Below are 23,389 nucleotides of genomic sequence, written 5' to 3' on the forward strand. Positions count from 1 at the left end.
TGCCCTGCCGTGGCGTGCTGTGCCGTGGCGGTGTCGGGCTGGCGCGAGGTACCGGGCTGCGGGGGGGGGAGAGAGAGGCTCACCCGGCGGCGGCACCGACCATGTCATCAGCCGACGTCATCAGCCGAGGCCATCAGTCGGCGGTCGCCCGCCGTGTCCCGTATCCGATGGCGGCTGCGACCGCGGCCAGGGTCGCCACGCTGGTGAGGGCGATGGGCAGGGAGAACCAGTCGGCCATGAAACCGATGGCGGGTGGCCCGAGGAGCATGCCGCCGTAGCCGAACGTGGAGGCGATGGCGACGCCGCTGGGGCCGGCCAGGGCGCCGGCCCGTTCGACGGCGATCGGGAAGATGTTGGCGAGGCCGATGCCGGTGACGGCGAAGCCGAGCAGGGCCGCCCACACGGAGGGGGCGAGCGATCCGACGAGCATGCCGATGGCGGCCAAAGTGCCGCCCGCGACGACCGTCCGGGTCCGCCCGAGCCGCTCCAGGAGAGTGGTCCCGCAGAGCCGGCCGATCGTCATGGCGAGCGCGAAACACGAGTAGCCCGCGGCCGCGATGCCCGGGTGCGCGTCCAGGTCCTGCTCCAGGTGCAGTGTGCCCCAGTCGGCCAGGGCGCCCTCTCCGTAGGCCGTGCAGAGGGCGATCAGACCGAAGACGACGACCAGCCGACGCGTACGGGGGTCCGGTCGGCGCGGTGCACGCTCCTCGGGCTTTCCGGGGGCCGTCCGCGGTACGGGGGACTCGTACCGCAGCAGGGCGCGTCCCGCGAAAGCCGTCACCAGCAGGCCGATCACGGTCAGACCGAGCAGATGCCGGGTCGGCGAGAGCGAGCCCGCGACCAGTCCGCCGAGGCCTGCGCCGACCATCCCGCCCAGGCTGAAGGCCGCGTGGAAACTGGGCATGATCGGCCGCCGCAGGGCGGCCACCAGGTCGACGGCGGCGCTGTTGAAGGCGACGTTGATCCCGCCGTACGCGGCGCCGAAGATCAACAGGACCGCGCCGAGTGCCCAGGTGGAGTGGGTGAGGGGCGGCAGCGCGACGCTGAGGGAGAGCAGGATGCCGCAGACGACGGTGACGGGGTGGCTGCCGTAGCGGCGGCAGAGCCGGCCGGTGAACATCATCGTGACGACGGCTCCGGCGGAGACGCCGAGGAGGGCGAGGCCCAGTGTGCTGGCGGAGGCGCCGGTCTGTTCCTTGATGGCGGGAATGCGGACGACCCACCCGGCGAAGATGAAGCCGTCGAGGGCGAAGAAGGTGGTGAGGGCGATCCGGAGTCGGCTGAGGTCGTTGCTGTGTCCCGGCACGTCGTTGTGCGTTCGGGATTTGTTTATTTGCGGCACAAACTCAGGCTAGGTGTCAGCCGGGGGCTGGGCAAGGGCGTGGACGGGCGTAGGCGGGTGCGAGCGGGTGGCTGATCGCCAAGGGCTTCGGGTGCCGCAAGGAAACGCCTCGGCGGTCTATGGACCCCAGTGGCGCGTAGCGGTTGACCGAGACAGTCGTCGCGGGCCCCTGTCGCCTTCCGAGGGCTACTCGTCCCCATTGAATGGGCAGGGCGGTGCACCCATCGTCTTCGCGGACGTAGACCGTGCCGGGATGGTCGATCTTGTTGCCCAGGGCGTATTCCTTCGGGAAGCGGCACCGGCAGTAGGTCAGCGCCGAGTGCAGGGGCAGGGGCACCTGCATCGTCCGGGTTGTCGGCCATGCGCCTTCGGCGTACCGCCATGGCGATCACGGCGGCGATGGCGCTCACGGACATGGCTAGTCCCCCCAAACCGGTGAGTGTGCCGTTCACCCACCGCCACAGGTCCTCAGCCCAGGAGAACCAGGGATTGCGATGGGGGCCGCCGCGTCGACGCGCAACATCACAGGCGGTTTCTCGGCGAGCAGCCTCCGAACCCGACAGACCGCTCCTGCCGCAGGTGGCTCCATGGTCACCCAACTGCCATGCCCAGCAGTGTTGTTCGGCAGAACTCAGCACCGATGCACAGCCGCCGAGAGGCGAGAGCAGGAGTTGCCCGCAGCGAACTCTGAAGTTCAACTGGCCACCTCGGATGCGAAGTCCGCCGACTGCACGTGCGGCGGCGAACCGCTTCGGCCCACCGTCTCGGTGTTCAGGGAACGTCGGCCACCGAGAAGACCCCCGGGCCGCTGACCCCGTACAGGACGCCGCCCACCAGGAGCGGTGGCACCGAGTTCGGTGTGAGTTCCTCGAAGGAGCGGTCCCCTGTGTCGAAGGACGAGGCGGTACGTCCGATCTCTTTGCCCGTGCGTGGATCGAGGGCAAGGATGCTGGTGTCCGGCATCGTGACGTACAACCGGCCGTCGTGGATGGCCGGTTCGCTGAAGACGCGCAGGTCGCGGGAGCTGGTCCAGAGCGGCTTGCCGCGTTTCAGGTCGAGGGCGAGCAGGGTCTCGTTGCCGTAGTCGAAGATGTACATGGTGTCGCCGTGCACCAGCGGCGGCGCTTCCGGCTCGACGCTCCAGGGGATGTCGATTCGGCGGGTCTTCCCGCTGTCGAGGTCCTGGATGAAGAAGGCCGCGGAGACCCCGGTGTTGTCGTCCCAGCGCGCGTAGTACGCCGTGTCGTCGTGGACCGTGGCCAGCCACAGATCGCCCTTGGGCGCCTCGACGTTGCCCAGGGTCCTGCCGGTGCGTGCGTCGAGGCGGGCTATGCCCCCGGAACCGTCGCGCAGATCGGCGTAGAGAGTCCCCTTTGACCCCTCGTGGAACGGGCTCGCCGACGCGGAGGCCAGCTTGCGCTGCCACAGTTCCTCACCCGTGCGCGGCTCGTACGCCGCGAAGCGCGCGGTGTCGGAGGGTCCGAGCTCGTCCAGCCGTACGAGCAGCACCCCGCTCAGGTACGCGAAGTCGCCCACCGGACCGTCCACATGCCACAGCCGTGCGCCCGTCCTGCCGTCGAAGGCGTCCACTCCCTCGGAGCGGTCCGAGCTGTTGACGAACACCACACCCTCACGGACGACCGGCTCGCGCAGCGTGTACCCGTTGACCTTCTTCCGGCTCATGGGCTTCGTCCATTCCACCTGGCCCGTCGCGGAGCTCAGACGCATCAGGGCGACCTGCGGAGAGGAGCAGAAGACGCCGAGCGCGTCCGGAACGCACGCCGGGCCGAAGGGCATCGGATCGTCGTCCTTCACCTCCGGCTCCAGTGCGTTGTGCCACGGACTCCAGCCCGCCGGGACCGAACCACGGGGCGTCACCCGCGTGTCGGCACCGTCGACCGTGCCCGCCCGATCGTCGTCCAGCACAGTGACCGAGGCCGTCCCCGCCATGCCGAGGACGGCCGCGCCGACGAGGGCGGTCCACAGCCAGGTTCTGCGGCGCTTCCGTTCGTTCGGCCTCGGGCCCGAGAGCGACAGCGTTCCTGTTTCCGGCGGCACGGTCACCGGGATCCGGGACGGTTTTTCGTCGGACTCGGACTCGGACGCGGAATCGGACTTGGACCCGTCGTCAGTCGGCTCCTCCGGCAGGCCGGTCAGCGCGTCCAGCACCTCGCTCGACGTCGGACGGTCCGCCGGCTCCTTCGCCAGACAGGCCGAGACCAACGGGCGCAACGGCTCCGGCAGCCCGCCCAGTTCGGGCTCGCTGTGCACGGTGTTGTACGCGGCGAGATAGGCGTTCTCCGCCTCGAAGGGGCTGCGCCCGGTGGCCGCGTACACAAGTACCGCGCCCAGCGAGAAGACATCGACGGCGGGGCCCACCTCGCGGGGGCGGCTGAACTGCTCCGGTGCCATGAAGGGCGGTGAGCCCATCACCATGCCCGTCTGGGTGCGGACATCGCTGCTGGCCGCGCGCGAGATGCCGAAGTCGATGACGCGTGCCGCCCCGTCGTCGCCCTCACCCTCCAGCAGGAGCACATTGCTCGGCTTGAGGTCCCGGTGCACGACCTCCGCGCGGTGGATCTCACGCAGCGCCTCGGCGAGTTCGGTGCCGAGGCGGCGCAGTGCCCGCCCGTCCAGCGGACCCGCCTCGGCGACCCGTTCGGTGAGTGTGCGGCCCGGGACGAACGCCGTTGCCATCCACGGTCGTTCCGCGTCCGGGTCGGCGTCCACGACCGGCGCCGTGAACGCACCGCTGACCCGGCGCGCGGCCACGATCTCCTGCCGGAACCTGGCCCGGAACTCGGCGTTGTCGGCATACCTCGTGTGTACGACCTTGACGGCGACGGCCCGCCCCGAGGCCGATCTGCCGAGATAGACGACACCCATGCCGCCGGTCCCGATCCGCGATTCGATCCGATAGCCGCCGACAGACCGCGGATCGTTCTCGCGCAGGGTCACCCTGGCTCCTTCACCAATTCTCGCCCGGACGGTTCCGGCCCGCGTTCTTCTGACAGGGAGTCTTCTGACAGGGACCCTTCACTCTAGTGCCCGTCTCCCGGGCCCTTCCGGTGAACAGTCGGCGCGCGGGTCGCAGATTCCGCCCGGGTGTCATCGTTCGAGCGTCATGTACAGGCGGGTGCCATGGGGTTGGTAGCCAACGCGTTCATAGACGCGACGGGACCCCTCACCCCCGTACTCCAGCCAGACCGAGCGTGCTCCGCGGGCGAACATGGCCTCACTGAGCGCCGCCGTGACAGCGGCGGCGATGCCCTGCCCCCGGAAGGCGGGCCGGGTGCCCACGCCCGCCAGCTCTGCCGTGCCCACGGCCGGCGCGGAGCAGGAGGCCGCACCGGCGCAGCCACCGTCGGGGGCCCGCACGAAGCGAACGGCCCCGCCGCCCGCCTCGATCCGGCGCAGCCTGGCCGCGCCTTCCGCGGACGCGGGGAACTCCCCGGCGAACGCCTCGGACAGTGCGGCATCGATCGACGCGTACTCCTCGTCCGAGCGCGGAGCTTCGACCCGCGGCGGAACGAGGCTCACGGGGTGGGTCGTGCCGACGGCCGGCGGCATCGTCAGGGTGGCGGGAGTACAGACCAGGTACTCGTGCGCGGCCTCCGTGGTGAACCCCGCCTGCCGAAGGGCCGCTTCCACGGCGGGCGCGCCGTCCGGAGCGAACTCCAGGCGTGGCTCGAGGCCGCGTTCTCGGAATGCGTCGATCAGGGCTGCGACGTCCCGTCCGCTCGGGCGGGCGCCGGGCAGAGGCGTCGCGTAGTTGACGTAGGGGCTGGTGGTCGAGGGGTCGAACCCCGCGATGAAACCGCCGACTTCAGTCGCTTCGGGGCGGCGACGGAGGTTGATGACGGCAAAGCTCTGGACGTCGATGTCCACGGTATGGATGACCTCACGAAAGACAGCAATGACGGAGAGCGGTCCCGCCGTACGTACATACGGATCGAGAGCCACGCAGGCTCGTGGTCCCGGCATCGACCGGGAATCACCTCGGCGCCGAGAGGCGAGGGCGGTGCATCGGGCACCGCGTTGGTGGGCCGCCGTCATCAGCGCGCTGGAGAACTCGACGGACGTTTCCACACCTTCGAGGTGCGAGGCAAGGGAGTTCCCGACAGCAGCGCTCCAGCCTTCCCGAAGACCTTTCCGTAGGCCTTTCCGTGGACCTTCCCGAAAGATTTGATTGCGTCTGGGTAACTTATCAAGTCAGATGCATGCACTTGATGTTAAGTGATGGCCTCCCTAACGTTCTCGGCATGAACCTCACCGTCCTCGCGGCCTCCGGTCGGACCGGAATCGCCCTCACTCGACAGGCGCTGCGACGGGGTCACACCGTGACCGCCGTCGCGCGTGATCCCGAGAAGATCGCCCTGCCCGATTCCCCGAACCTGCGCAAGGTCGCGGGCGACGTGAACGACGCGGCCCGTATCGCCGCCGTCGTGGACGGGGATTCCGTGGTCCTCTCCGCGCTCGGCACGGACCGGGCCGGGACTCTTCTGACCGGCGCCCGGGCCCTTGTCGCCGCCGGACCTCGGCGCGTCATCTGGCTCGGTGCCTACGGCACGGGCAAGTCGGCCGAAGCGGCGGGGGAAGGGGCGGGCGTGCTCGCCAAGGTGCTGGGCGACCGGCTCCCGGACAAGGTCGAGGCCGACAACACCGTTCTCGCGGCCGGGGGCACCGTCTTCCACGCCGGGATGCTCGCCGACGGGCCGGAAAGCCCCCGTCGACGCACGGTCGGCCTGGAGGCCGCGCCCCCCTTCGACCTTGGTGCGAAGGTCAGCCGGGAAACCGTCGCCGCGGCGATGCTCGACGAAGCCGAGGCTCCTGGCTTTCCGGGTGCCGTGGCCCTGCCACTGGAGGAGTAGGCGCAGCGGTCAGCATGCGCAGCGGTCAGCGTGCGCAGCGGTCGGCAGGCAGATCGTCAGCCTGCGGATCGTCAGCCTGCGGATCGTCAGCCTGCGGTGATCTCCTCGATCGACGCCCGGACCTGCTCGCGGAGCCAGGCGTGCGCGGGGTCGGAATCGTAGCGCTGGTGCCAGTTGCAGTTGATCGTCGCCGCCGGGGACTCGATCGGCAGCGGCCGGGCGACGAGCCCGAACGCCTCGATGAGCGGGCGGCCGAGGATCGCCGTGCAGGTGACCAGTGTGTCGCCGCGGGCGGCGATCTGCAGGGCGGTGGACACCGTCGCCACCGCCGCGACCACCCGGCGCCGCAGGCCTTGGGCGGCCAGCGCGTCGTCGATCGGCGCGGTGAGGCGGCCGCGCCGGGAGATCACCACATGCGGCTGCGCCGCGTAGGAGGCCAGGTCGAGTCCGGTGGCGCAGGGGTGGTCCGCGCGCATCGCCACGACGAGCCGATCGTCGCCGAGCGGCTCGGACCGGAACTCGGGCAGATCGGGCCCACCGCCACCGAGTTCCAGATCGACGCGGCCGCGTCGCAGGTCGTCGGTGTCGACGGAGTTCTCCGCCAGCACCCGCAACTGCACCCCGGGAGCCAGTCGCTGGATCCTCCCGACCAGTACCGGTACCAGTGACGCGGCCACCGCGTCGTGACACTGGATCGTGAAGGTGCGATCCATCTCGGCCGGGTCCAGCTCACGGATCGGCGAGAGCACCTCGTGCGCCTGCCTGACCAGCCGGTGGACGTCCTCCCGCACCGACACCGCGTACGGGGTGGGGGCCATCGAGTGGCCTGTGCGCACCAGGATGTCGTCCCCGGTGACGGTGCGAAGCCGGCCGAGGGTGCGGCTCACCGCGGGCGAGGACAGGTGCAGCCGCTCGGCCGCACCCATCACGCTGCCCTCTTCGAGCAAGGCGTCCAGCACGGTCAGCAGGTTCAAGTCCAGTTGCATGAAAGTAAACCTTAACAAGATATAGATCCACTTCGATCAACTCAGGAGTGCCCCATGACCCAGAGCCAGGAACTGCTCGCCGCCACCGTCGCCGCCGTCCGCCACGCCGGCGCCCGGATGATGGCGCGCTATTCCACCGAGTCCCGTCAGCCCGGGCTCCCCGAACTGCTCGCGAATTTGCAGGCCAATGACGCGGTCGTCGTGGACACGTTGCGCCCGGCGTTGACCGAGGCACTGCCGAGCGCGGGCTGGCTCAACGACGAACACGGATCGGGACCGCTTGCCGCGGGTGAGTGGTGGCTCATCGACCCGGTCGGTGGCAACGTCAACGCCGTGCACGGCATGCCCGACTGGAACATCGGCGTGAGCCTCGTCCGTGACGGCCGCCCGGTGCTGGCGGTGGTCCACTTCCCGGTCCTCGACGAGATGTTCACCGCGACCGAGGGCGGCGGGGCGTTCCTCAACGGCGCACGGCTGCGGGTTTCGGTCAAGACGTCGCTGGACGGAGCACTGGCCGGGACCGGCCAGGCCCAGCCGGGTCACGACCCCGAACTCGCGCAGCGGATGGGCTCCGCCTTCACCGCGATGACGAACTCCGCCCTCCATGTACGGATCTCCGTACCGGTGACCCAGCAGCTCGCCCAGGTCGCCGCGGGCCGGATGGACCTGCACTGGCAGTTCGACAACGTCCGGTCCCACGCGGCCGGTGTGCTGCTGGTCCAGGAGGCCGGCGGCGTCGTGACCGGCATGGAGGGCAAACCGTGGGAACTGGCCGGCGAGAGCTACCTCGCCGCCGCGCCGGGTGTGCACGCCGCCGCACTGGAAGTGCTCAACTCCTGAGGGAGTTCGGCGGGGCGACGCTCCCGGGGCCCCGGTTCAGGCTCGTGCGCCTCCGTCGACCCGCAGGACCGTGCCGGTCACGAACGAGGAGCGGTCGCTGAGCAGCCAGGCGGCGGCCTGGGCGATCTCGTCCGGGTCGGCCGCGCGGCGCAGCGGCGTGTGCGCCTGGAGTCGCTCCTGGAGACCGGGTGATTCCGACTCCCAGGTACGGATCATCTCGGTCAGCGTGTTGCCGGGGGCGATGGCGTTGACGCGGATGCCTTCCGGGCCGTACGTGATGGCGGCCGACTCGGTGAGGCTGTTGACCGCACGCTTCATCGCACCGTACGCGGGCAGTTCGGGGTTGCCCATCAGGCTGCCGACGGACGAGTTGTTGACGATGGCCCCCGTCCCGGCGGTGGCCCGGATGGCGGCGACCTCGGCGACCATGGCCACCCACGGGCCCCTGAGGTTCACGGCGTAGACGTGGTCGAAGTCGGCCTCGGTCACCTGGTCCATCGGGCCCGGCGGCACGAACGTACCGGCGTTGTTGAAGGCGATGTCGAGACGGCCGTACAGGTCCACGGCGCGGTCCACGGCGGCGCGTACGCCGGCCGCGTCGGCCAGGTCGCACACCACGTGGTCGGCGATGCCGCCCGCCGCCCGGATCTCCTCGGTCACCGCCTTCAGCTGGGCCTCCGTCCGGGCCGCGAGCAGTACCCGGGCGCCCTCCCGGGCGAAGAGCCGTGCCGCGGCCGCGCCGATTCCGCGACCGGCGCCGGTGATGAACGCGACCTTGCCGTCCAGCAGGCCGAGGGCGGCGGGGGCGGCGGATGTGTCGGTGGTTCGTGTGTAGTCCATGGCAGCGAGCCTGCGCCGGTCCGCGAAGCCCATCCAGGCACCGGCGGTACCTGGATGAGTCCCCACCACCCGCGCACACTGGGGGAGTGGACAGACGAGAACTGGCGGCCTTCCTGCGCAGCAGGCGCGAGCGGATCATCCCCGCCGACGTGGGGCTGCCCGCCGGGCCGCGCCGCCGCACGCCGGGGCTGCGCCGCGAGGAGGTGGCGCAGCTGGCGTTCATCTCGACCGAGTACTACACGCGCCTGGAGCAGGCCCGCGGCCCGCGCCCGTCGCGTGAGGTACTGGCCGGGCTGGCCCGGGCCCTTCGCCTGTCGGACGCCGAGCGCGACCACCTCCACCACCTCGCAGGGGCTCCGCCCGGCCCGCCGCCCGGACCCTCGCGCGAGGTGCGGCAGAGCATCCTCGACCTGCTGGGCCGGCTGCCGCAGGCCGCCGCCATCGTGACGTCCGCGACGTTCGAGGTGATCGCCTGGAACGACCTGGCGGCCGCCCTCATGGAGGACTTCTCCGCCCTTCCGCGGCGCGACCGCAATCTCGTACGCCGTGTCTTCCTCGGGCCGCATCCGCAGGGGCGGCGGTTGTACGGAGTGTCGGACGCGGACGCCTTCGCCCGCAACGCGACGCAGCGGCTGCGCGCCACCGCCGCCCGCTATCCCGAGGACCCCGAGGTGACCGGGCTCGTCTCTGAACTCCTGGCCGGAAGCGAGGAGTTCACCCGGCTGTGGGCCTCCCACGACGTGAGCGCCGAGCCCACTCTGTGCAAGACCTTCCAGCACCCGCTGGTCGGCCCGGTCACCGTCAACTGCGACGCCCTCGACATCACCGACCGGGACCAGCAGGTCGTGATCTACACCGCCGCCTCCGGCTCACGGTCCGAGGAGGCGTTGCGACTGCTGTCGGTCATCGGCACGCAGCGAATGGACGCGGGCCGTTGAGCCACTGCCGGGCCGACACCAGGCGGGCGTTGCATCCAGGTGGCCCCTCAGGCCCGTGTAGTCGTCCCTCAGGCCCGCGTATACGTGAGCCGTCGCCCGTCGGCCAGTTCGCGTACGAGTGTGTCGCCCTCGGTGCGCAACGTGGAGGAGCCGCCGCGAAGGCAGGGGCCGGAGGACGCGCTCCGGTCGATCGCCGGTGGTGCGAAGCGCGCAGGTCCGCCGGTGTCCCCCACGGAGACCAGGTTCATGTCGGCCTCGCAGTGCTCGCCGCCGCCGTCCGAGACCAGCGTGGCGGCCGGGCTGCCCACCGGCGTCCGCTCGACGGTCATGCGCTGCGTGCCACCGTTGGCCAGTGGGCGCTGCCAGGTGCCGAGAAGTTCTTCGGGCAGCTCCTCCGGGCCGTCGATCCTGTGCAGTTCGGCGGTGCGCCCCGCGGCTTCCCAGCGGAGGGTGTTCCCGTCGGCCCGGGAGAGGACGTGCTCGCCCAGGGCCGAGCACGAGCCCGAGGGGACGCTGCTGACGACCTTGGTGTCCAGCCGTAGCGACGTACCGCCGCCGGACGGCTTGGCGGCGAGCTTGCCGTCGCTCTTGCACTCGTACTCCTTGCCGAGGCTGATGCTGGTGGCGACGACCTCGCCCACCTGCCCCGACGAGACGACGAACCGGCGGAACTGATCGGTGGGCTTCCCGTCCCGCTCGACCTCGCCCGCCCAGATGCCCACGAACTCCTTGGGCACATCGGATGTCACGCCGCCGTCGTCATCGGAGCCTGAGACGGAGTCGGATTCCGAACTCCCGTACGGCAGCGGCAGACCGGCGGTCGACGCGGCGAACGCGGCTCCTGCCACCACGGCGGTGGCCGCCAGCGCGAGCGCGACCCGTCGGCCCCTGCCCGTCGGGCGAGGGCGCGGCGAAGGAGTTGACTCCGTGCGCCCGTGCTCCGGCTTGGGCACTACCTGGGTTCCCCACTCCGACCGTTCCGACTGTTCCGACGCGGGCGGTTCCTCCCAGGTCACGAGCGAGGCGGCGGACGCAGTCGCGGACGAAGGCGCGGGCGCGGCCGACGCGGGCGACGGTACGAAGGCGGTCGCTGCCGGCGCCGCCATCGCGCTCGCGTGCGGCGGTGTATCAGTGTCGAGCAACTGGACGGCACTGCGCCCCAGTTCGGCGATGATCTGGGCGGGCAGCCACGGCGGCGACGAGGCGCCGGTCGCCACCGGTCGCATCCGTTCGACCACCTCCTGCGGAGTCGGCCTGGCCGCCGGGTCCTTGGCGAGGCAGTCGGCGATCAGTCCCCGTACCGGCTCCTCGATCCCCGTCAGGTCCGGCTCCTCCTGCGCGATACGGAACATCACGGCGTGGACCCCGCCGGAACCGCCACCGCCGAACGGCGTCTGCCCGGTCGCCGCGTACGCCAGTACCGTGCCCATGCAGAAGACATCGGCGGCCGGGCCCACCGGCTCGTCCCTGAGCTGCTCGGGCGACATGAAACGGGGCGAGCCGACCAGTACGCCCGAGCTGGTCGGGGTCGATCCCGGTACCGCGTCCAGCGCTCGCGCGATGCCGAAGTCGATGACCCGGGGGCCGTCGATGGTGATCAGGACGTTGGAGGGCTTGAGGTCCCGGTGGACCAGCCCAGCGCCGTGAATGTCGAGCAGGGCGCTGGCGAGTCCATGGGCGAGGGTGCGTACGGAAGGGGCGGGGAGGGGGCCGTGTCCGCGGGGCGAGACGATGTGTTCTAGCGAGGGACCCGCGATGTAACCGGTGGCCACCCATGGCGTTTCGGCCTCGGTGTCCGCGTCGAGGACCGGCGCCGTCCAGCGGTCGCTCACCCTGCGCGCCGCCGCCACCTCCAGCCGGAAGCGCTCGCGGAACTCGGGTTCGGCGGCCAGCTCCGGCTTGATGAGCTTGACCGCGACCGTGCGCCCGCCCTCCGAACGCGCCAGACAGACCCGGCCCATGCCGCCCGCGCCGAGGGTTCTGAGCAGCCGGTACCGGCCGACTCTGTCGCCAACCCCACCGGAGGTGGCATCGAAGTCGCCTGTCGACGGCTTCGTCATCTGACTGTCTCCCCTCGGTCGGCACTGCGCCCCACTCACCGCCACGAAGGGTCACGAGCCGGTGGACCACGAGCTTCCGTCTGACGTGAACAGAGGCTACCGGGCTTCGAGTTGCCGGTTGTGCGAGGTCCGCAGGCTCTGCCTCCGCCGAACACGCGTACTCCTTCGGCCGTCGTGGCCGCGCTGCGGCACGGGAGGAGCGCGCGCCGGTCAGGTGCGGCGCGTGACGATGCTGAGGGAGTTGGCGGCGACGATGGCCCCGATGCTCGCCCACTCCGTCCAGCCCAGGTTCTGGCCGAGGCCGATCCAGCCGACCACGGCGGCGAGGACGGGGTTGACGCTCATGAACAGCCCGAAGGCCTGGGCGGGTACGCGGCGCAGGGTGAACATGTCCGCGAGGTACGGCACAGCCGAGGAGAGCACCCCGGCGGCGACGGCGTAGCCGACGGCCTCGGCGGTCGGCGGGTGCCGGAGCACCAGGACGACGCCGACCGGTAGGAACATCAGGGCGGAGAGTCCCGACGCGGCGGCCGAACCCTGCGCACCGGGGACGCGTTGGCCGACGGTGCGGTTGAGGAGGATGTACGACGCCCAGCAGGCGGCGGCGAGCAGGCCCAGGGCCATTCCCGCGTAGTCGGTCGAGGGCTGGGGGCGCATCAGCGTCACCACGCCCGCGGCGGCGACGACCGCGGCGCAGATGTCCACGCGGCGGCGCGCGGCGCAGAGGGCGATGGCGAGCGGGCCCAGGAACTCCAAGGTCACCGCCAGTCCAAGGCCGATGCGGTCGATCGCGCTGTACAGGGACAGGTTCATCGTCCCGAAGACCAGGGCAAGCAGCAGCACCGGCCGCCACTGCCACCAGGTGAAGGTCCGCAGCCGCGGCCGGCCGACGGCCAGCAGGGCGACCGCGGCGACGTACTGGCGGACCGCGACGACCCCGACAGGACCGAGCACGGGGAAGGCGAGGGACCCGATCGCGGCGCCGGTCTGGGTGGACAGGCCGCTGCCGATCATCGTGGCCACACCGGCGAGCCGCTGTGAACGTCCGGTCGGCGTCGGGCCCGGCCCCGGGTCCGGGAGATCCGGGGCCGCCCGGCGCGGGGATACCGCGCGGCGCGGCGTGACTGTGGGGCGTACGGAGGCGGTGGTGCCCGGTGCCGGTGTGGCTCGCATGCTTCGAGCGTGTGACACGACGGCTCTTGCGCAAAATGCACTCGGCGAACCATCTATACGCTTGAGTCATGGATGTGGAGCTACGGCAGTTGCGCTGTCTCGTCGCGATCGTCGACGAGGGCAGCTTCACCGACGCGGCCATCGCGCTCGGCGTTTCCCAGGCGGCCGTTTCCCGGACCCTGGCGTCGCTCGAACGCGCCCTGGGCGTACGGCTGTTGCGCCGGACTTCGCGCGAGGTGGCGCCGACCCCGGCGGGACTACGAGTCGTGGCGCACGCCCGGCGGGTGCTCGGGGAGGTGGCCGATCTGGTCCAGGAGGCCAGGTCGGGTCATACGCGTCTGCGGATCGGGTACGCCTGGTCGGCGCTCGGCCGCCACACGTCGGCCTTCCAGCGCCGCTGGGCCAAGGCGCATCCCGAGTCGGACCTGCGGCTGGTCCGTGTCAACTCCGCCACCGCCGGTCTGGCGGAAGGCGCCTGCGATCTCGCGGTCGTGCGCAGGCCGTTGGAGGAGGACCGGCGGTTCGACTCCGCCATCGTCGGCCTTGAGCGGCGCCTGTGCGCCCTGGCCGCCGACGATCCCCTGGCCCGGCGCCGCTCGGTCCGGCTCGCGGACCTCAGCGGCCGCACGCTGCTGATCGACCGCCGGACCGGCACCACGACCGCAGAGCTCTGGCCGCCGGACGCCCGCCCGGCGACGGAGGAGACGTCCGACGTCGACGACTGGCTCACCGTGATCTCCAGCGGCCGCTGCATCGGTCTGACGGCGGAGTCGACCGCCCACCAGTACCCCAGGCCCGGCATCGTGTACCGGCCGGTCCGCGACGCCGAACCCATCGCCGTACGTCTCGCCTGGTGGCGGGACGACCCGCACCCCGCCACCCAGGCGGCGATCGAGCTGCTCACGGCCCTGTACCGCAACGGCTGACCGGCTTGAGGCAGTTCTACGCCGGACAGTGCTACGCCGAACAGTTCCACGCCGGACATCGGTCCGGTCAGCCGACGTGCACCCGCGGCCGTCGTGCCCGGTCCGGTTCCGCCTCGCGGAGGACCTCCCGGGTGACGGGGGCGACCTCGCCCTGGCCGAAGAGGAAGAAGCGGAGGAAGTTGGTGAAGGGGTTGCCCTCGGTCCACTCGAAGTAGATGTGCGGGATGCAGCCGGTGGTGTCGCGCACGTGCAGGACGAGGGCCGCCAGGGCGTTGGGGACGGAGGACGACTCCAGGGTGAGGACACGGTAGCGGCCGTGCAGGACCTCGCCGCGTACGGTCAGGCCCGCCTCGAACTCCGACGGGTCCAGGACCGTGACCTCGACGAAGACGAAGTCCTCCTGGGCGGGGACGTCGTTGTCCGCGCGGATCTGCTCGATCTTCTCGCGGTACTCGGTGAGGTCGCGGTTGTCGGGTTCGTTGGCGATGAACCGGATCCGGCGGCTGGCGATGTCCCGTACGAACCGCTGGGCCATGTCGTCCATGGTCACGCTGGTGACGCGGAGTTCGAAGGCACGGGCGAGCCGCGAGAGGAGGGAGACGAGGATGATGCCCGCGATGAAGCAGGCGCCGATCTTCACGCCGTCCGGGCGCTCGATGACGTTCGCGACGGTGACGTAGAGGAAGACCGCCGAGATCACGGCGAAGGCGATGGTCCAGTTGCGCTGACCGGCCTTGCGGGCGGCGATGGTCACCGCGATCGCGGCGGAGCTGATGAGGACGAGGACACCGGTCGCGTACGCGCCGCCCTGCGCGTCGACGTCCGCGTCGAAGATCCAGGTGACCAGGAAACCGATCAGCGTGAAGACGATCACCATCGGGCGGACGGCGCGTGCCCAGTGCGGGGCCATGCCGTAGCGGGGCAGGTAGCGGGGCATCAGGTTGAGCAGCCCGGCCATGGCCGAGGCGCCGGCGAACCAGAGGATGGCGATGGTGGACACGTCGTAGACCGTGCCGAAGGCGTTGCCCAGGTACTCGTGCGAAAGATAGGCGAGCGCGCGGCCGTTGGCCTCGCCGCCCGACTCGAACTCCTTCTCCGGTATGAGCAGCGTGGTGATGAAGCTCGTCGCGATCAGGAACACGCTCATGATGAGCGCGGCCGTGGTCAGCAGCTTCTTCGTGCCACGGATACGGCCCTTGGGGTTCTCCTCTGTGTCGCCCGGGTCGCCCTCCACGTGCGGCATGACCGCCACGCCGGTCTCGAAGCCGGACAGTCCGAGCGCCAGCTTCGGGAAGACCAGCAGCGCGACCCCCACCATTGCAAAAACGTTTCCGTGCTCGGCGGTCAGGGCGGTGGACCAGTCGCTGATCACATGCCCCTCGGTGGCCACGTGCCAGAGCCCGGTCACCACGACCACGACGTTGAGCGCCAGATAGAGGCCCACCAGCGCCACGGCGACACCGATCGCCTCCAGGAAGCCCTTGAGGAACACCGCGCCGAGAAGGGCGATGAGCACCAGCGTGATCAGCACCTGCTTGTCGTGCAGCGCGTCGGTGAGATGGGGGTTCTCCACCAGGTGGGTGGAGGCGTCGGCGGCCGACAGGGTGATGGTGATCAGGAAGTCGGTCGCGGCGAAACCGAGCAGGGTCAGGACGAACAGCTTGCCCTTCCAGAAGGTCAGCAGCCGCTCCAGCATGGCGATCGAGCCCTCGCCGTGAGGGCTCTCCTCGGCCACCCGCCGGTACACCGGCAGTGCGCCCGCCAGTGTGACGACGACCAGCACGATCGTGGCCACGGGTGACAGCAGTCCGGCGGCGAGAGCGGCGATGCCCGGCTGGTAGCCGAGCGTGGAGAAGTAGTCGACACCGGTCAGGCACATCACCCGCCACCAGCGCTGTCCCTTGTGCACTGGCTTCGGCTCGGCCGGCCGAGCCGCCTGCCGACCCTTGCCCATGTCGGACAGCCCCTCCAGCATCCAGGCGCGCAGGCGACTGGGAGGAGGGTGTTCGGTGGTGGCCATCGGCGTGCTCCTGATGTCCGGCTCGGCATGCGGTTTCCGGCCATCACGCGGACGGCCGCATCAGCGTATGCAGAGAGTGACGCACAGGCCCACGGATGAGGCTGCCGTGGGCGTCAAGCTTCCGTTAAGAGAAACCGTGCGCCCGTCACCGGCCCATCAGGACGACGACGTCCTGGCTTCTGGGGAGTGGCTCGGGCCGTTCGAGGGGTGCCACGGCCCGCGCCCGTCGGGCACGGACACCCAGCGTCATCTCGTACGTCGTCTCACGGGTTCCTCGCACGAACGTGATGCCGACCGGCAGGAGCCTTCGCGCCGATCGACGCGGCCCGGAGCGCCGCCGCGGCGGCCGGGGGATCAGCGGTCCCGCTCCCCGTCGGCCGGTGCCTTCAGCAGCCGTTCCACTTCATCGCCGGCCTCGTCGTACCCGGCGTCGGAGATCCGTTGCAGCTCGCGCAGGTCGCCGGTCGCCTTCGCGCGTCGGGTGAGGAGGAACCCCGCGCGCATGGATCCCTCGTCCAACAGCTCGCTCAGCTCCCCGAGGTCGCCGGCCGCGTCGGCAAGGTCGGCCAGCCGGTCCAGAGCGGTCTCGTTGCCCGCATCGGCCAGCTCGCGCAGGGTCTCCCGATCGACATTCATGTTCGCCATGAGGCCATGCTGCAACCCCGCCCCAGGGGCAGGGTCAAGTGGCACGATGACCGGGTGATCACCATCGGGCAGCTGGCCGGGTACGTCGGGGTGTCGGTCAAGACCGTCCGCGTCTACCACGACAAGGGCCTGCTCCCCGAGCCCGACCGCGACGCGTCCGGCTACCGGCGGTACGGCGCGAAGGACGTCATCGACCTGATCAAGATCCGGACGCTCGCCGAAGCCGGCGTCCCCCTGGCCCGTATCAGGGACCTGAGATCGGCGAGCGACGAGGAGTTCCGGCGGGCGCTGCGCGACATCGACGACGGGCTCACCGACCGCATCCGTGGCCTGCGGGCGACGCAGGGGCGTCTGCGCAGGCTCGCCGCCGGGGATCTGGCACCGCTGCCCACCGAGGTCGGCGCCCATCTGGAGGACCTGGCCCGCTGGGGGTTCACACCTCGGTGGGTGGACCTGCAACGCGACCTGTGGATCCTCGTCTTCGCCACCCACCCGGACCGTGCGACCGCACTGTTCCACGACCAGGCCGAGATCCTGGCCGACCCGGCGCTGCGGCGGATCTTCCTCGACTACGACCACGCGTACGACCTCGACGCCGACGATCCCCGCATCGACGACCTCGCCCGCCGGGCCGCCGAGGCGACCCGCGAACGCTACGGACCGGACGAACTCCCCGGGCTGGACACGGCCTCCGAGATCCCCGCTCTCGTCCAGAGCACGGTCAACGCCTCGTCCCCGGCATGGCAGCGCATCGACACGCTCATTCGCGCACACCTGGAGTAGCCCGATCGGCCCAGCCCCCGTCAAGGCGGTGTCAACGTCCTTGTGACCGGCGACAAGGATGCGTCAAGGAGTGCTCCGCGCGCCTGGGACAAGCGGTTCCGTAGGGGAAGTAACCCGTCCCCTCGGGGAGTTGATCGCCAGTGAGCGGAGCACGTCGGCTGCGATGAGTGACGTACGGGCCAATACGAGTGACGTACGGACCGGCGGGAGCGAGTCGGGGACCGGTGCGGGTGACGTACGCCCCGTACGCCCCGGACGTCTCAAGGTGTACCTCGGAGCCGCCCCGGGCGTGGGGAAGACCTACCGCATGCTCGACGAGGCGCGGCGCAGGGCGGCGCGTGGCGTCGATGTCGTGGTGGGGTTCGTCGAGTGCCACGGGCGGCCCGGTACGGAACGGATGCTCGACGGACTGGAGGTCGTCGAGCGGGCCCAGTGCGCCTACCGGGGCGGGAAGTTCGAGGAGATGGACCTCGCCGCCGTCCTGGCGCGGCGCCCGCAGGTCGCGGTCGTCGACGAGTTCGCCCACAGCAACGTCCCCGGGGGAGGCCGCAACCCCAAGCGTCGGCAGGACATCGAGGAGCTGCTCGCGGCCGGGATCGATGTCGTCACTGCCCTCAACATCCAGCATCTCGAGTCACTCAATGACGTCGTCGAGAAGATCACGCGCGTACCGCAGCACGAGACGGTGCCCGACGAGGTCGTACGGCGGGCCCAGCAGATCGAGCTGGTGGACATCCCGCCCGAAGGGCTGCGCCGGCGGATGGCGCACGGCAATATCTACGCGCCGGAGAAGGTCGACGCGGCTCTCGCCGACTACTTCCGGCCCGGCAATCTGACCGCGCTGCGCCAGCTCGCCCTGCTGTGGGTCGCCGACCGCGTCGACGAGGCACTGCAGTCCTATCGTTCGGAGCACGGCATCGGCGGGGTGTGGGAGACCCGGGAGCGGGTCGTGGTGGCGCTGACCGGCGGGCCGGAGGGGGACACACTGATCCGGCGGGCCGCCCGCGTCGCGGACCGGTCGGCGGGCGGCGACCTGCTCGCCGTGCACGTGACCCGCAGCGACGGCCTCGCCTCGGGAGCCTCGCACGCCTCCCTCGCCCGCCAGCGGCGGCTCATCGAGGACCTCGGCGGCAGCTACCACTCGGTGATCGGCGACGACGTCGCCACCGCCCTGGTGGAGTTCGCCCGCGCCGAGAACGCCACCCAACTCGTCCTCGGCACCAGCCGCCGCGGTCGCCTGGAACGGTTCGCCACCGGACGCGGCACCGGCGAGACGGTCGTCGAACTCTCCGCCGACATCGACATCCACATGGTCACGCACGAGCGCGCCGGGCGCGGCACACTGCTGCCCTCACGCAGGCGCACCCTCTCGACCGTACGCAGGATCGCGGGTCCGGTCGCCGGTCTGCTGCTGCCGGTGGCGCTCACCCTCCTGCTGGACCTCGACGTGGCCAGGGACAAGCTCAACCTCACCAGCGAGGCCCTGCTCTTCCTGCTCACCGTGGTGGGGGTGGCCTGCATAGGAGGGGTCGCCTCGGCGGTGATCGCGTCGGTGACGGCGTCGCTGCTGCTCAACTACTGGTTCATCCCGCCCGTCGGGCAGTTCACGCTCGACGATCCCAACGCGCTGCTGGCTCTGGCGGTCTTCGCGGTGGTGGCCGCCACAGTGGCCGCCGTCGTCGACCGTTCGCTGCGGCTGTCGCGTCGCTCGGCCCGTGCCACCGCCGAGGCGGAGACCATGTCCTCGCTCGCCGGCACCATCGTGCGCGGCGGCGCGACCATACCCGCCCTGGTGGAACGGACCCGCGAGACCTTCGGCATGGACTCCGCGGAGCTGGTGGACGAGCCGCCCGGAGAGGACGGCGCGACGGCCGTACCGGCGGGTCCGGGCGCCTTCCTGGTCCTGCGGGGCCGCACCCTCTCGTCCTCCGAGCGGCGCGTGCTGGCCGCCTTCGCCGCGCACGTGGGATCGGCGGTCGAGCGGTCCCGGCTCGCCCGGGCCGCCGCCGAGGTCGAACCGGTCAAGGCCGCCGACCGTATGCGCACGGCGCTTCTGCGGGCCGTCGGCCATGATCTGCGCACCCCGCTCGCCGCGGGCTGGGCGGCCGTCGCCTCGCTCCGCAGCCGGGACGTCGAGTTCTCCGACGAGGACCGGGACGAACTCCTCGCCACCGCCGACGAGTCCATGGCCAGGCTCAACCGGCTGATCGAGAACCTTCTCGACCTCAGCCGCCTCCAGGCCGGCGCACTCACCCTCGACCTGCGCGCCACCGCCCTGGAGGAGGTCCTCCCCGCGGCGCTCGCGGACACCCCCGAGGTGGAGGTGGCGAGTCTGGAGGAAGTGCCCGCCGTGCTGGCCGACCCGCCCCTGCTCGAACGGGTGATCGCCAACCTGGCAGGCAACGCCGCCCGCCACAGTCCGGCAGGGCGCAGGGTGCTGCTCAGCGCCAGCGCCCACGCGGGCCGTGTCGAGCTGCGCGTCGTCGACCGCGGCCCCGGCCTCCCGGCCACCGACCGGGACCGGATCTTCGAACCCTTCCAGCGCCTGGGTGACACCGACAACACGACGGGCCTGGGCCTCGGCCTGGCGCTCTCGCGCGGTCTGACCGAGGCGATGAACGGCACCCTCACCCCGGAGGACACCCCGGGCGGTGGTCTGACCATGGTGCTGTCCCTGCCCTTCGCCGAGCAGGCGCAGCGCGCCAGTGATACGCAGAGGACAGGAGGCTGCTCATGAGCTCCGACAGCGGTGTACGAGGGCACGGGCTCTCGGGCGCCGGGGTGAACGCAGGAGGTGACGGTGTGATGACCGGCTATCCGCTCCGGGACCGGCTCGCCCTGCTGGCGGGCCTCGCGGGACCGTTCCTGGTGGCACTCGTGCTCGTGCCCTTCCGCACCGACCTGTCCCGTACGAACGCCGCGCTGATCCTCGTCGTGGCCGTTGTCGCCGTCGCGGCCCTCGGGAACCGCGTGGCGGGCGCGCTCGCGGCGCTGTCGGCGGCGGCCTGGTTCGACTTCTTCCTCACGCGTCCCTACCAGACGTTCGACATCGACACCTCCGCCGATGTCGAGACCGCGGTACTTCTGCTGGTCGTCGGCCTGATCGTGTCCCAGCTCGCGGCCCGCGCCCGCCGCCTGAAAGTGATCACGGTGACGGACGCCGACCACCTCCGCCGCGTCCACGAGACCGCCGAACTCGCCCAGTCCGCCAAGTCCTCGGACACGGTGGTCGACCACGTCCGGGGCCAGCTGACCGAGGTGCTCGGCCTGCGCGCCTGCCGCTTCGAGTACGGCACTCTCATGGGCCGGCCGCCACGCCTGGAACAGGACGGGAACATCGCGGTCGGACGCCGGCACCGGGACGTCGACATCGACGGCTGGCCGGACGGCGAGATCGAGCTCCGCACCTACGGCAACGGGCACTACCTCGGCCGCTTCATGCTCACCCCCGGCCCGGGACCCGTACCGCCGCTCCGGGCCCGCCTCGTCGCGGTCACCCTCGCCGACCAGACGGGTGCGGCCCTCGACACGGCCGGGCCTCTGAAGGACGGCTGATCCCGGGGAACGGCACGGGCGGATCACCGGGCCGTCAGGACCGCGTCAAGGTTGGGGGCCTCGGCGCGAAGAAGCCGCAAGGAGCGGTCGGACACGACCGCAACCGGACAGAACCTGGGCGCACCCGTGCGTCGCCCTCCCGCGTGCACGGGCCTTTCCGTGCGTGAAGGAGTGCGTGTCCCATGTCTGTCCTGACGATCGAGCCGGGCGAGGCCCCCGCCGCCGAGGAACCGCCCGATACCGGTGAACGGCACCGGCTCACCGCAGTCACCGGCCTGGCCGCGCTCTCGCTGGACGCGATGGCGTCGGTGGCGTACGGCCCCGAGGCGATCGTCCTCGTACTGGCCGCCGCGGGCGCGCACGGACTCGGCTTCACCCTGCCGGTCACGCTGGCGATCGCCGGACTGCTGGCGGTGCTGGTGGCCTCGTACCGGCAGGTGATCGCCGCGTTCCCGGACGGCGGCGGGTCGTACGCCGTCGCGAAGACCCATCTGGGCGCGCGGACGAGCCTGGTGGCGGCGGCCTCGCTGGTCCTGGACTACGTACTCAACGTCGCCGTGGCGGTCACGGCCGGTGTCGCCGCTCTGACCTCGGCCTTCCCCGCCATGTACGGCGACCGGCTGTGGCTGTGCCTGGTCGTGCTGGTGCTGATCACGGCGGTGAATCTGCGCGGGATCGTGGAGTCTGCGCGGGCGTTCATCGTGCCGACTGCCGTCTTCGTCGTCTCGGTCCTGGTCCTGATCGGCGTCGGGCTGTTCCGGTCGGCGCCGGTCAGTACCGAGGCCGCCGCGGGCCATGCCTCCGTGCTCTCCGAGAACGCCACCACGGTCGGTGCGCTGCTTCTGCTGAAGGCTTTCGCCTCGGGCTGTTCGGCACTCACCGGTGTGGAGGCGATCGCCAACGCCGTGCCGTCCTTCCGCGTCCCGCGCGTGAAGCGGGCGCAACGCGCGGAGGTGGCGCTGGGCGCGGTGCTCGGCGTGATGCTGATCGGCCTGTCCGTGCTGATCTCCCGTTTCCACCTCCAGCCGGTCGAGGGCGTCACCGTCCTCGCCCAGCTCGCGGACGCCTCGCTCGGCCACAACTGGGCCTTCTACGTCATCCAGTTCGCGACCATGATCCTGCTGGCCCTCTCCGCGAACACGTCCTTCGGCGGGCTCCCGGTCCTGCTGAAGCTGTTGGCCCGCGACAACTACCTGCCGCACGTCTTCGCCCTCAAGGCCGACCGCCAGGTCCACCGGCACGGAGTGCTCGCGCTGTCCCTGGTCTCCGCCGCGCTGCTGGTCTTCTCCGGCGGTGACACCAACACCCTCGTGCCGCTCTTCGCCATCGGCGTCTTCGTCGGCTTCACGATCGCCCAGGTCGGCATGGTCCGGCACTGGCGCCAGGAGCGGGGGAGGGGGTGGCGCGGAAAGGCGCTGCTGAACGGCTTCGGCGGCGTCCTGACCGGTGTGTCGGCCGTCGTCGTGACGGCGACCAGGTTCGAGGAGGGCGCCTGGCTGATCGTGATCGCCCTGCCGCTGCTGGTGGCGGCCTTCACGGCCGTGCACCGCGCGTACGCCCGGATCGGCGAGCGCCTGGGCCTGGGCCGCATCCCCGAGCATCCGCACCGCGAGCGCTCCGTGGTGATCGTGCCCGTGTCGAACCTGTCCCGGCTGACCGTCGAGGCCCTGAACGCCGCCGCCTCGCTCGGCGACGAGGTGCGCGCGGTGACCGTCTGCCACCCCGACCCCGAGGACCGCACGCAGTTGCACGCCCTGGAGCGCGACTGGGCGCGCTGGGACCCCGGGGTGCCACTGATCCGGCTCACCTCCGAGCGCCGCGCCCTGGGCCGCCCGATCGCCGCGTACGTGGGCGGGACCGCCGCTGCCGAGCCCGGTACCCGCGTCACGGTGCTGATCCCCGAGGTCGAGCCGGACCGGCTGTGGCAGCGGCTGCTGCAGAACCAGCGGGGTGCCGTGGTCGCCCATGCCGTCCGGAAGGACACGGACGCGGTGATCTGCCGGCTGCGGTTCCGCATCTGATCCCGCACGCCGGAGGCAACCTTCCCGGAGGGCTTGCCCCGGCGCCGTTCAGGCGCCCGGGGGGTTTGGTTCACGCAGTTGGATCAGCTCGCCGTATGGGTTCCGTCAAAGCCGTACGAGCCTGCGTATGGGAGCCGTCAACAGCGCTCGAATCCGGCCAGAGAGGCGCTTTCCTCTAATCGTCCGTTCGATTCGAACCTCATCTAGGAGCTTGCGATGGCCGACGTGGCCTTCGTCGTCACCACGATCGCGGTGTTCGCGCTGGTGGCTCTCGTCGCCAAGGGGGTGACGAAGCTGTGACCGCCGAGAACATCGTCGGCCTGATCGTGGCCGTCGCCCTGCTGGGCTATCTCGTGCTCGCCCTGATCTTCCCGGAGAGGTTCTGACCG

Annotated in this window: 19 protein-coding genes; 9 read left to right on the plus strand and 10 right to left on the minus strand. The window is 71.1% G+C overall.

What is annotated here, in order from left to right; translation table 11 throughout:
• Positions 1 to 133: 133 nt before the first annotated feature.
• The 3 genes from JEQ17_RS42295 to JEQ17_RS42305 form a co-directional block, all read right to left on the minus strand.
• A complete protein-coding gene (locus JEQ17_RS42295) occupies positions 134 to 1,306 on the minus strand; it encodes an MFS transporter (RefSeq protein ID WP_200400200.1) in 1,173 nt (390 codons plus the stop codon).
• Positions 1,307 to 2,113: 807 nt separating this feature from the next.
• Positions 2,114 to 4,300 carry a protein kinase domain-containing protein gene (locus JEQ17_RS42300; protein ID WP_200400201.1) on the minus strand — a complete coding sequence of 729 codons (2,187 nt, stop codon included), beginning with the start codon at positions 4,298 to 4,300 and terminating at the stop codon, positions 2,114 to 2,116.
• A gap of 150 nt (positions 4,301 to 4,450) precedes the next feature.
• A complete protein-coding gene (locus JEQ17_RS42305; RefSeq protein WP_200400202.1) occupies positions 4,451 to 5,230 on the minus strand; it encodes a GNAT family N-acetyltransferase in 780 nt (259 codons plus the stop codon).
• Positions 5,231 to 5,604: 374 nt separating this feature from the next.
• Here JEQ17_RS42305 and JEQ17_RS42310 point away from each other — a divergent pair, with 374 nt between their 5' ends.
• Positions 5,605 to 6,213: an NAD(P)-dependent oxidoreductase gene (locus tag JEQ17_RS42310; RefSeq protein WP_200400203.1), complete on the plus strand. Its 609-nt coding sequence runs from the start codon at positions 5,605 to 5,607 to the stop codon at positions 6,211 to 6,213.
• 86 nt (positions 6,214 to 6,299) lie between these two features.
• Here JEQ17_RS42310 and JEQ17_RS42315 read toward each other — a convergent pair whose 3' ends face one another.
• Positions 6,300 to 7,199: a LysR family transcriptional regulator gene (locus JEQ17_RS42315; RefSeq protein ID WP_200400204.1), complete on the minus strand. Its 900-nt coding sequence runs from the start codon at positions 7,197 to 7,199 to the stop codon at positions 6,300 to 6,302.
• 54 nt (positions 7,200 to 7,253) lie between these two features.
• On the opposite strand from JEQ17_RS42315, the gene JEQ17_RS42320 reads away from it, so the two are divergent.
• The gene (locus JEQ17_RS42320; protein ID WP_200400205.1) at positions 7,254 to 8,039 is read left to right on the plus strand and encodes an inositol monophosphatase family protein; all 786 of its coding nucleotides are present in this window, start codon (positions 7,254 to 7,256) and stop codon (positions 8,037 to 8,039) included.
• Positions 8,040 to 8,075: 36 nt separating this feature from the next.
• On the opposite strand, the gene JEQ17_RS42325 is transcribed toward JEQ17_RS42320, so the two are convergent.
• Positions 8,076 to 8,879: an SDR family NAD(P)-dependent oxidoreductase gene (locus JEQ17_RS42325; protein WP_200400206.1), complete on the minus strand. Its 804-nt coding sequence runs from the start codon at positions 8,877 to 8,879 to the stop codon at positions 8,076 to 8,078.
• Between the two features lie 86 nt (positions 8,880 to 8,965).
• Here JEQ17_RS42325 and JEQ17_RS42330 point away from each other — a divergent pair, with 86 nt between their 5' ends.
• Entirely contained in the window at positions 8,966 to 9,817 is an 852-nt protein-coding gene (locus tag JEQ17_RS42330) for a helix-turn-helix transcriptional regulator (RefSeq protein ID WP_200400207.1), read from the plus strand.
• A gap of 68 nt (positions 9,818 to 9,885) precedes the next feature.
• On the opposite strand, the gene JEQ17_RS42335 is transcribed toward JEQ17_RS42330, so the two are convergent.
• The gene (locus JEQ17_RS42335) at positions 9,886 to 11,877 is read right to left on the minus strand and encodes a serine/threonine-protein kinase (RefSeq protein WP_200400208.1); all 1,992 of its coding nucleotides are present in this window, start codon (positions 11,875 to 11,877) and stop codon (positions 9,886 to 9,888) included.
• A gap of 210 nt (positions 11,878 to 12,087) precedes the next feature.
• Positions 12,088 to 13,050, minus strand: coding sequence for an EamA family transporter (locus JEQ17_RS42340; RefSeq protein ID WP_200400209.1), 963 nt, complete (start codon positions 13,048 to 13,050; stop codon positions 12,088 to 12,090).
• A 68-nt stretch (positions 13,051 to 13,118) separates the two neighbouring features.
• On the opposite strand from JEQ17_RS42340, the gene JEQ17_RS42345 reads away from it, so the two are divergent.
• Positions 13,119 to 13,976 (plus strand): LysR family transcriptional regulator, encoded by an 858-nt coding sequence (locus JEQ17_RS42345; RefSeq protein WP_200400210.1) that lies wholly within the window; start codon positions 13,119 to 13,121, stop codon positions 13,974 to 13,976.
• A 67-nt stretch (positions 13,977 to 14,043) separates the two neighbouring features.
• Here JEQ17_RS42345 and JEQ17_RS42350 read toward each other — a convergent pair whose 3' ends face one another.
• The 3 genes from JEQ17_RS42350 to JEQ17_RS42355 all read right to left on the minus strand — a co-directional run bounded on the left by JEQ17_RS42350 (position 14,044) and on the right by JEQ17_RS42355 (position 16,641).
• Positions 14,044 to 15,996: an APC family permease gene (locus JEQ17_RS42350; RefSeq protein ID WP_200400211.1), complete on the minus strand. Its 1,953-nt coding sequence runs from the start codon at positions 15,994 to 15,996 to the stop codon at positions 14,044 to 14,046.
• Between the two features lie 145 nt (positions 15,997 to 16,141).
• The gene (locus JEQ17_RS50575) at positions 16,142 to 16,276 is read right to left on the minus strand and encodes a hypothetical protein (protein WP_267924815.1); all 135 of its coding nucleotides are present in this window, start codon (positions 16,274 to 16,276) and stop codon (positions 16,142 to 16,144) included.
• Positions 16,277 to 16,350: 74 nt separating this feature from the next.
• Positions 16,351 to 16,641 (minus strand): hypothetical protein, encoded by a 291-nt coding sequence (locus JEQ17_RS42355; protein ID WP_200400212.1) that lies wholly within the window; start codon positions 16,639 to 16,641, stop codon positions 16,351 to 16,353.
• A 54-nt stretch (positions 16,642 to 16,695) separates the two neighbouring features.
• Here JEQ17_RS42355 and JEQ17_RS42360 point away from each other — a divergent pair, with 54 nt between their 5' ends.
• The 5 genes from JEQ17_RS42360 (at position 16,696) to kdpF (ending at position 23,386) form a co-directional block, all read left to right on the plus strand.
• Positions 16,696 to 17,424: a MerR family transcriptional regulator gene (locus tag JEQ17_RS42360; protein WP_200400213.1), complete on the plus strand. Its 729-nt coding sequence runs from the start codon at positions 16,696 to 16,698 to the stop codon at positions 17,422 to 17,424.
• A gap of 163 nt (positions 17,425 to 17,587) precedes the next feature.
• Complete coding sequence (locus tag JEQ17_RS42365) at positions 17,588 to 20,161, plus strand: ATP-binding protein (protein WP_200400214.1); 2,574 nt, start codon at positions 17,588 to 17,590, stop codon at positions 20,159 to 20,161.
• The gene (locus tag JEQ17_RS42370) at positions 20,158 to 20,979 is read left to right on the plus strand and encodes a DUF4118 domain-containing protein (protein WP_325176309.1); all 822 of its coding nucleotides are present in this window, start codon (positions 20,158 to 20,160) and stop codon (positions 20,977 to 20,979) included. Before JEQ17_RS42365 ends, JEQ17_RS42370 begins: the two co-directional genes overlap by 4 nt.
• Positions 20,980 to 21,161: 182 nt before the next feature.
• Positions 21,162 to 23,000 (plus strand): APC family permease, encoded by a 1,839-nt coding sequence (locus tag JEQ17_RS42375; RefSeq protein WP_200400215.1) that lies wholly within the window; start codon positions 21,162 to 21,164, stop codon positions 22,998 to 23,000.
• A 296-nt stretch (positions 23,001 to 23,296) separates the two neighbouring features.
• Positions 23,297 to 23,386 (plus strand): K(+)-transporting ATPase subunit F, encoded by a 90-nt coding sequence (gene kdpF / locus JEQ17_RS42380; protein ID WP_037659531.1) that lies wholly within the window; start codon positions 23,297 to 23,299, stop codon positions 23,384 to 23,386.
• The last annotated feature ends 3 nt before the right edge of the window (positions 23,387 to 23,389 follow it).

The sequence above is a fragment of the Streptomyces liliifuscus genome, assembly GCF_016598615.1.
Classification (GTDB): Bacteria; Actinomycetota; Actinomycetes; order Streptomycetales; family Streptomycetaceae; genus Streptomyces; species Streptomyces liliifuscus.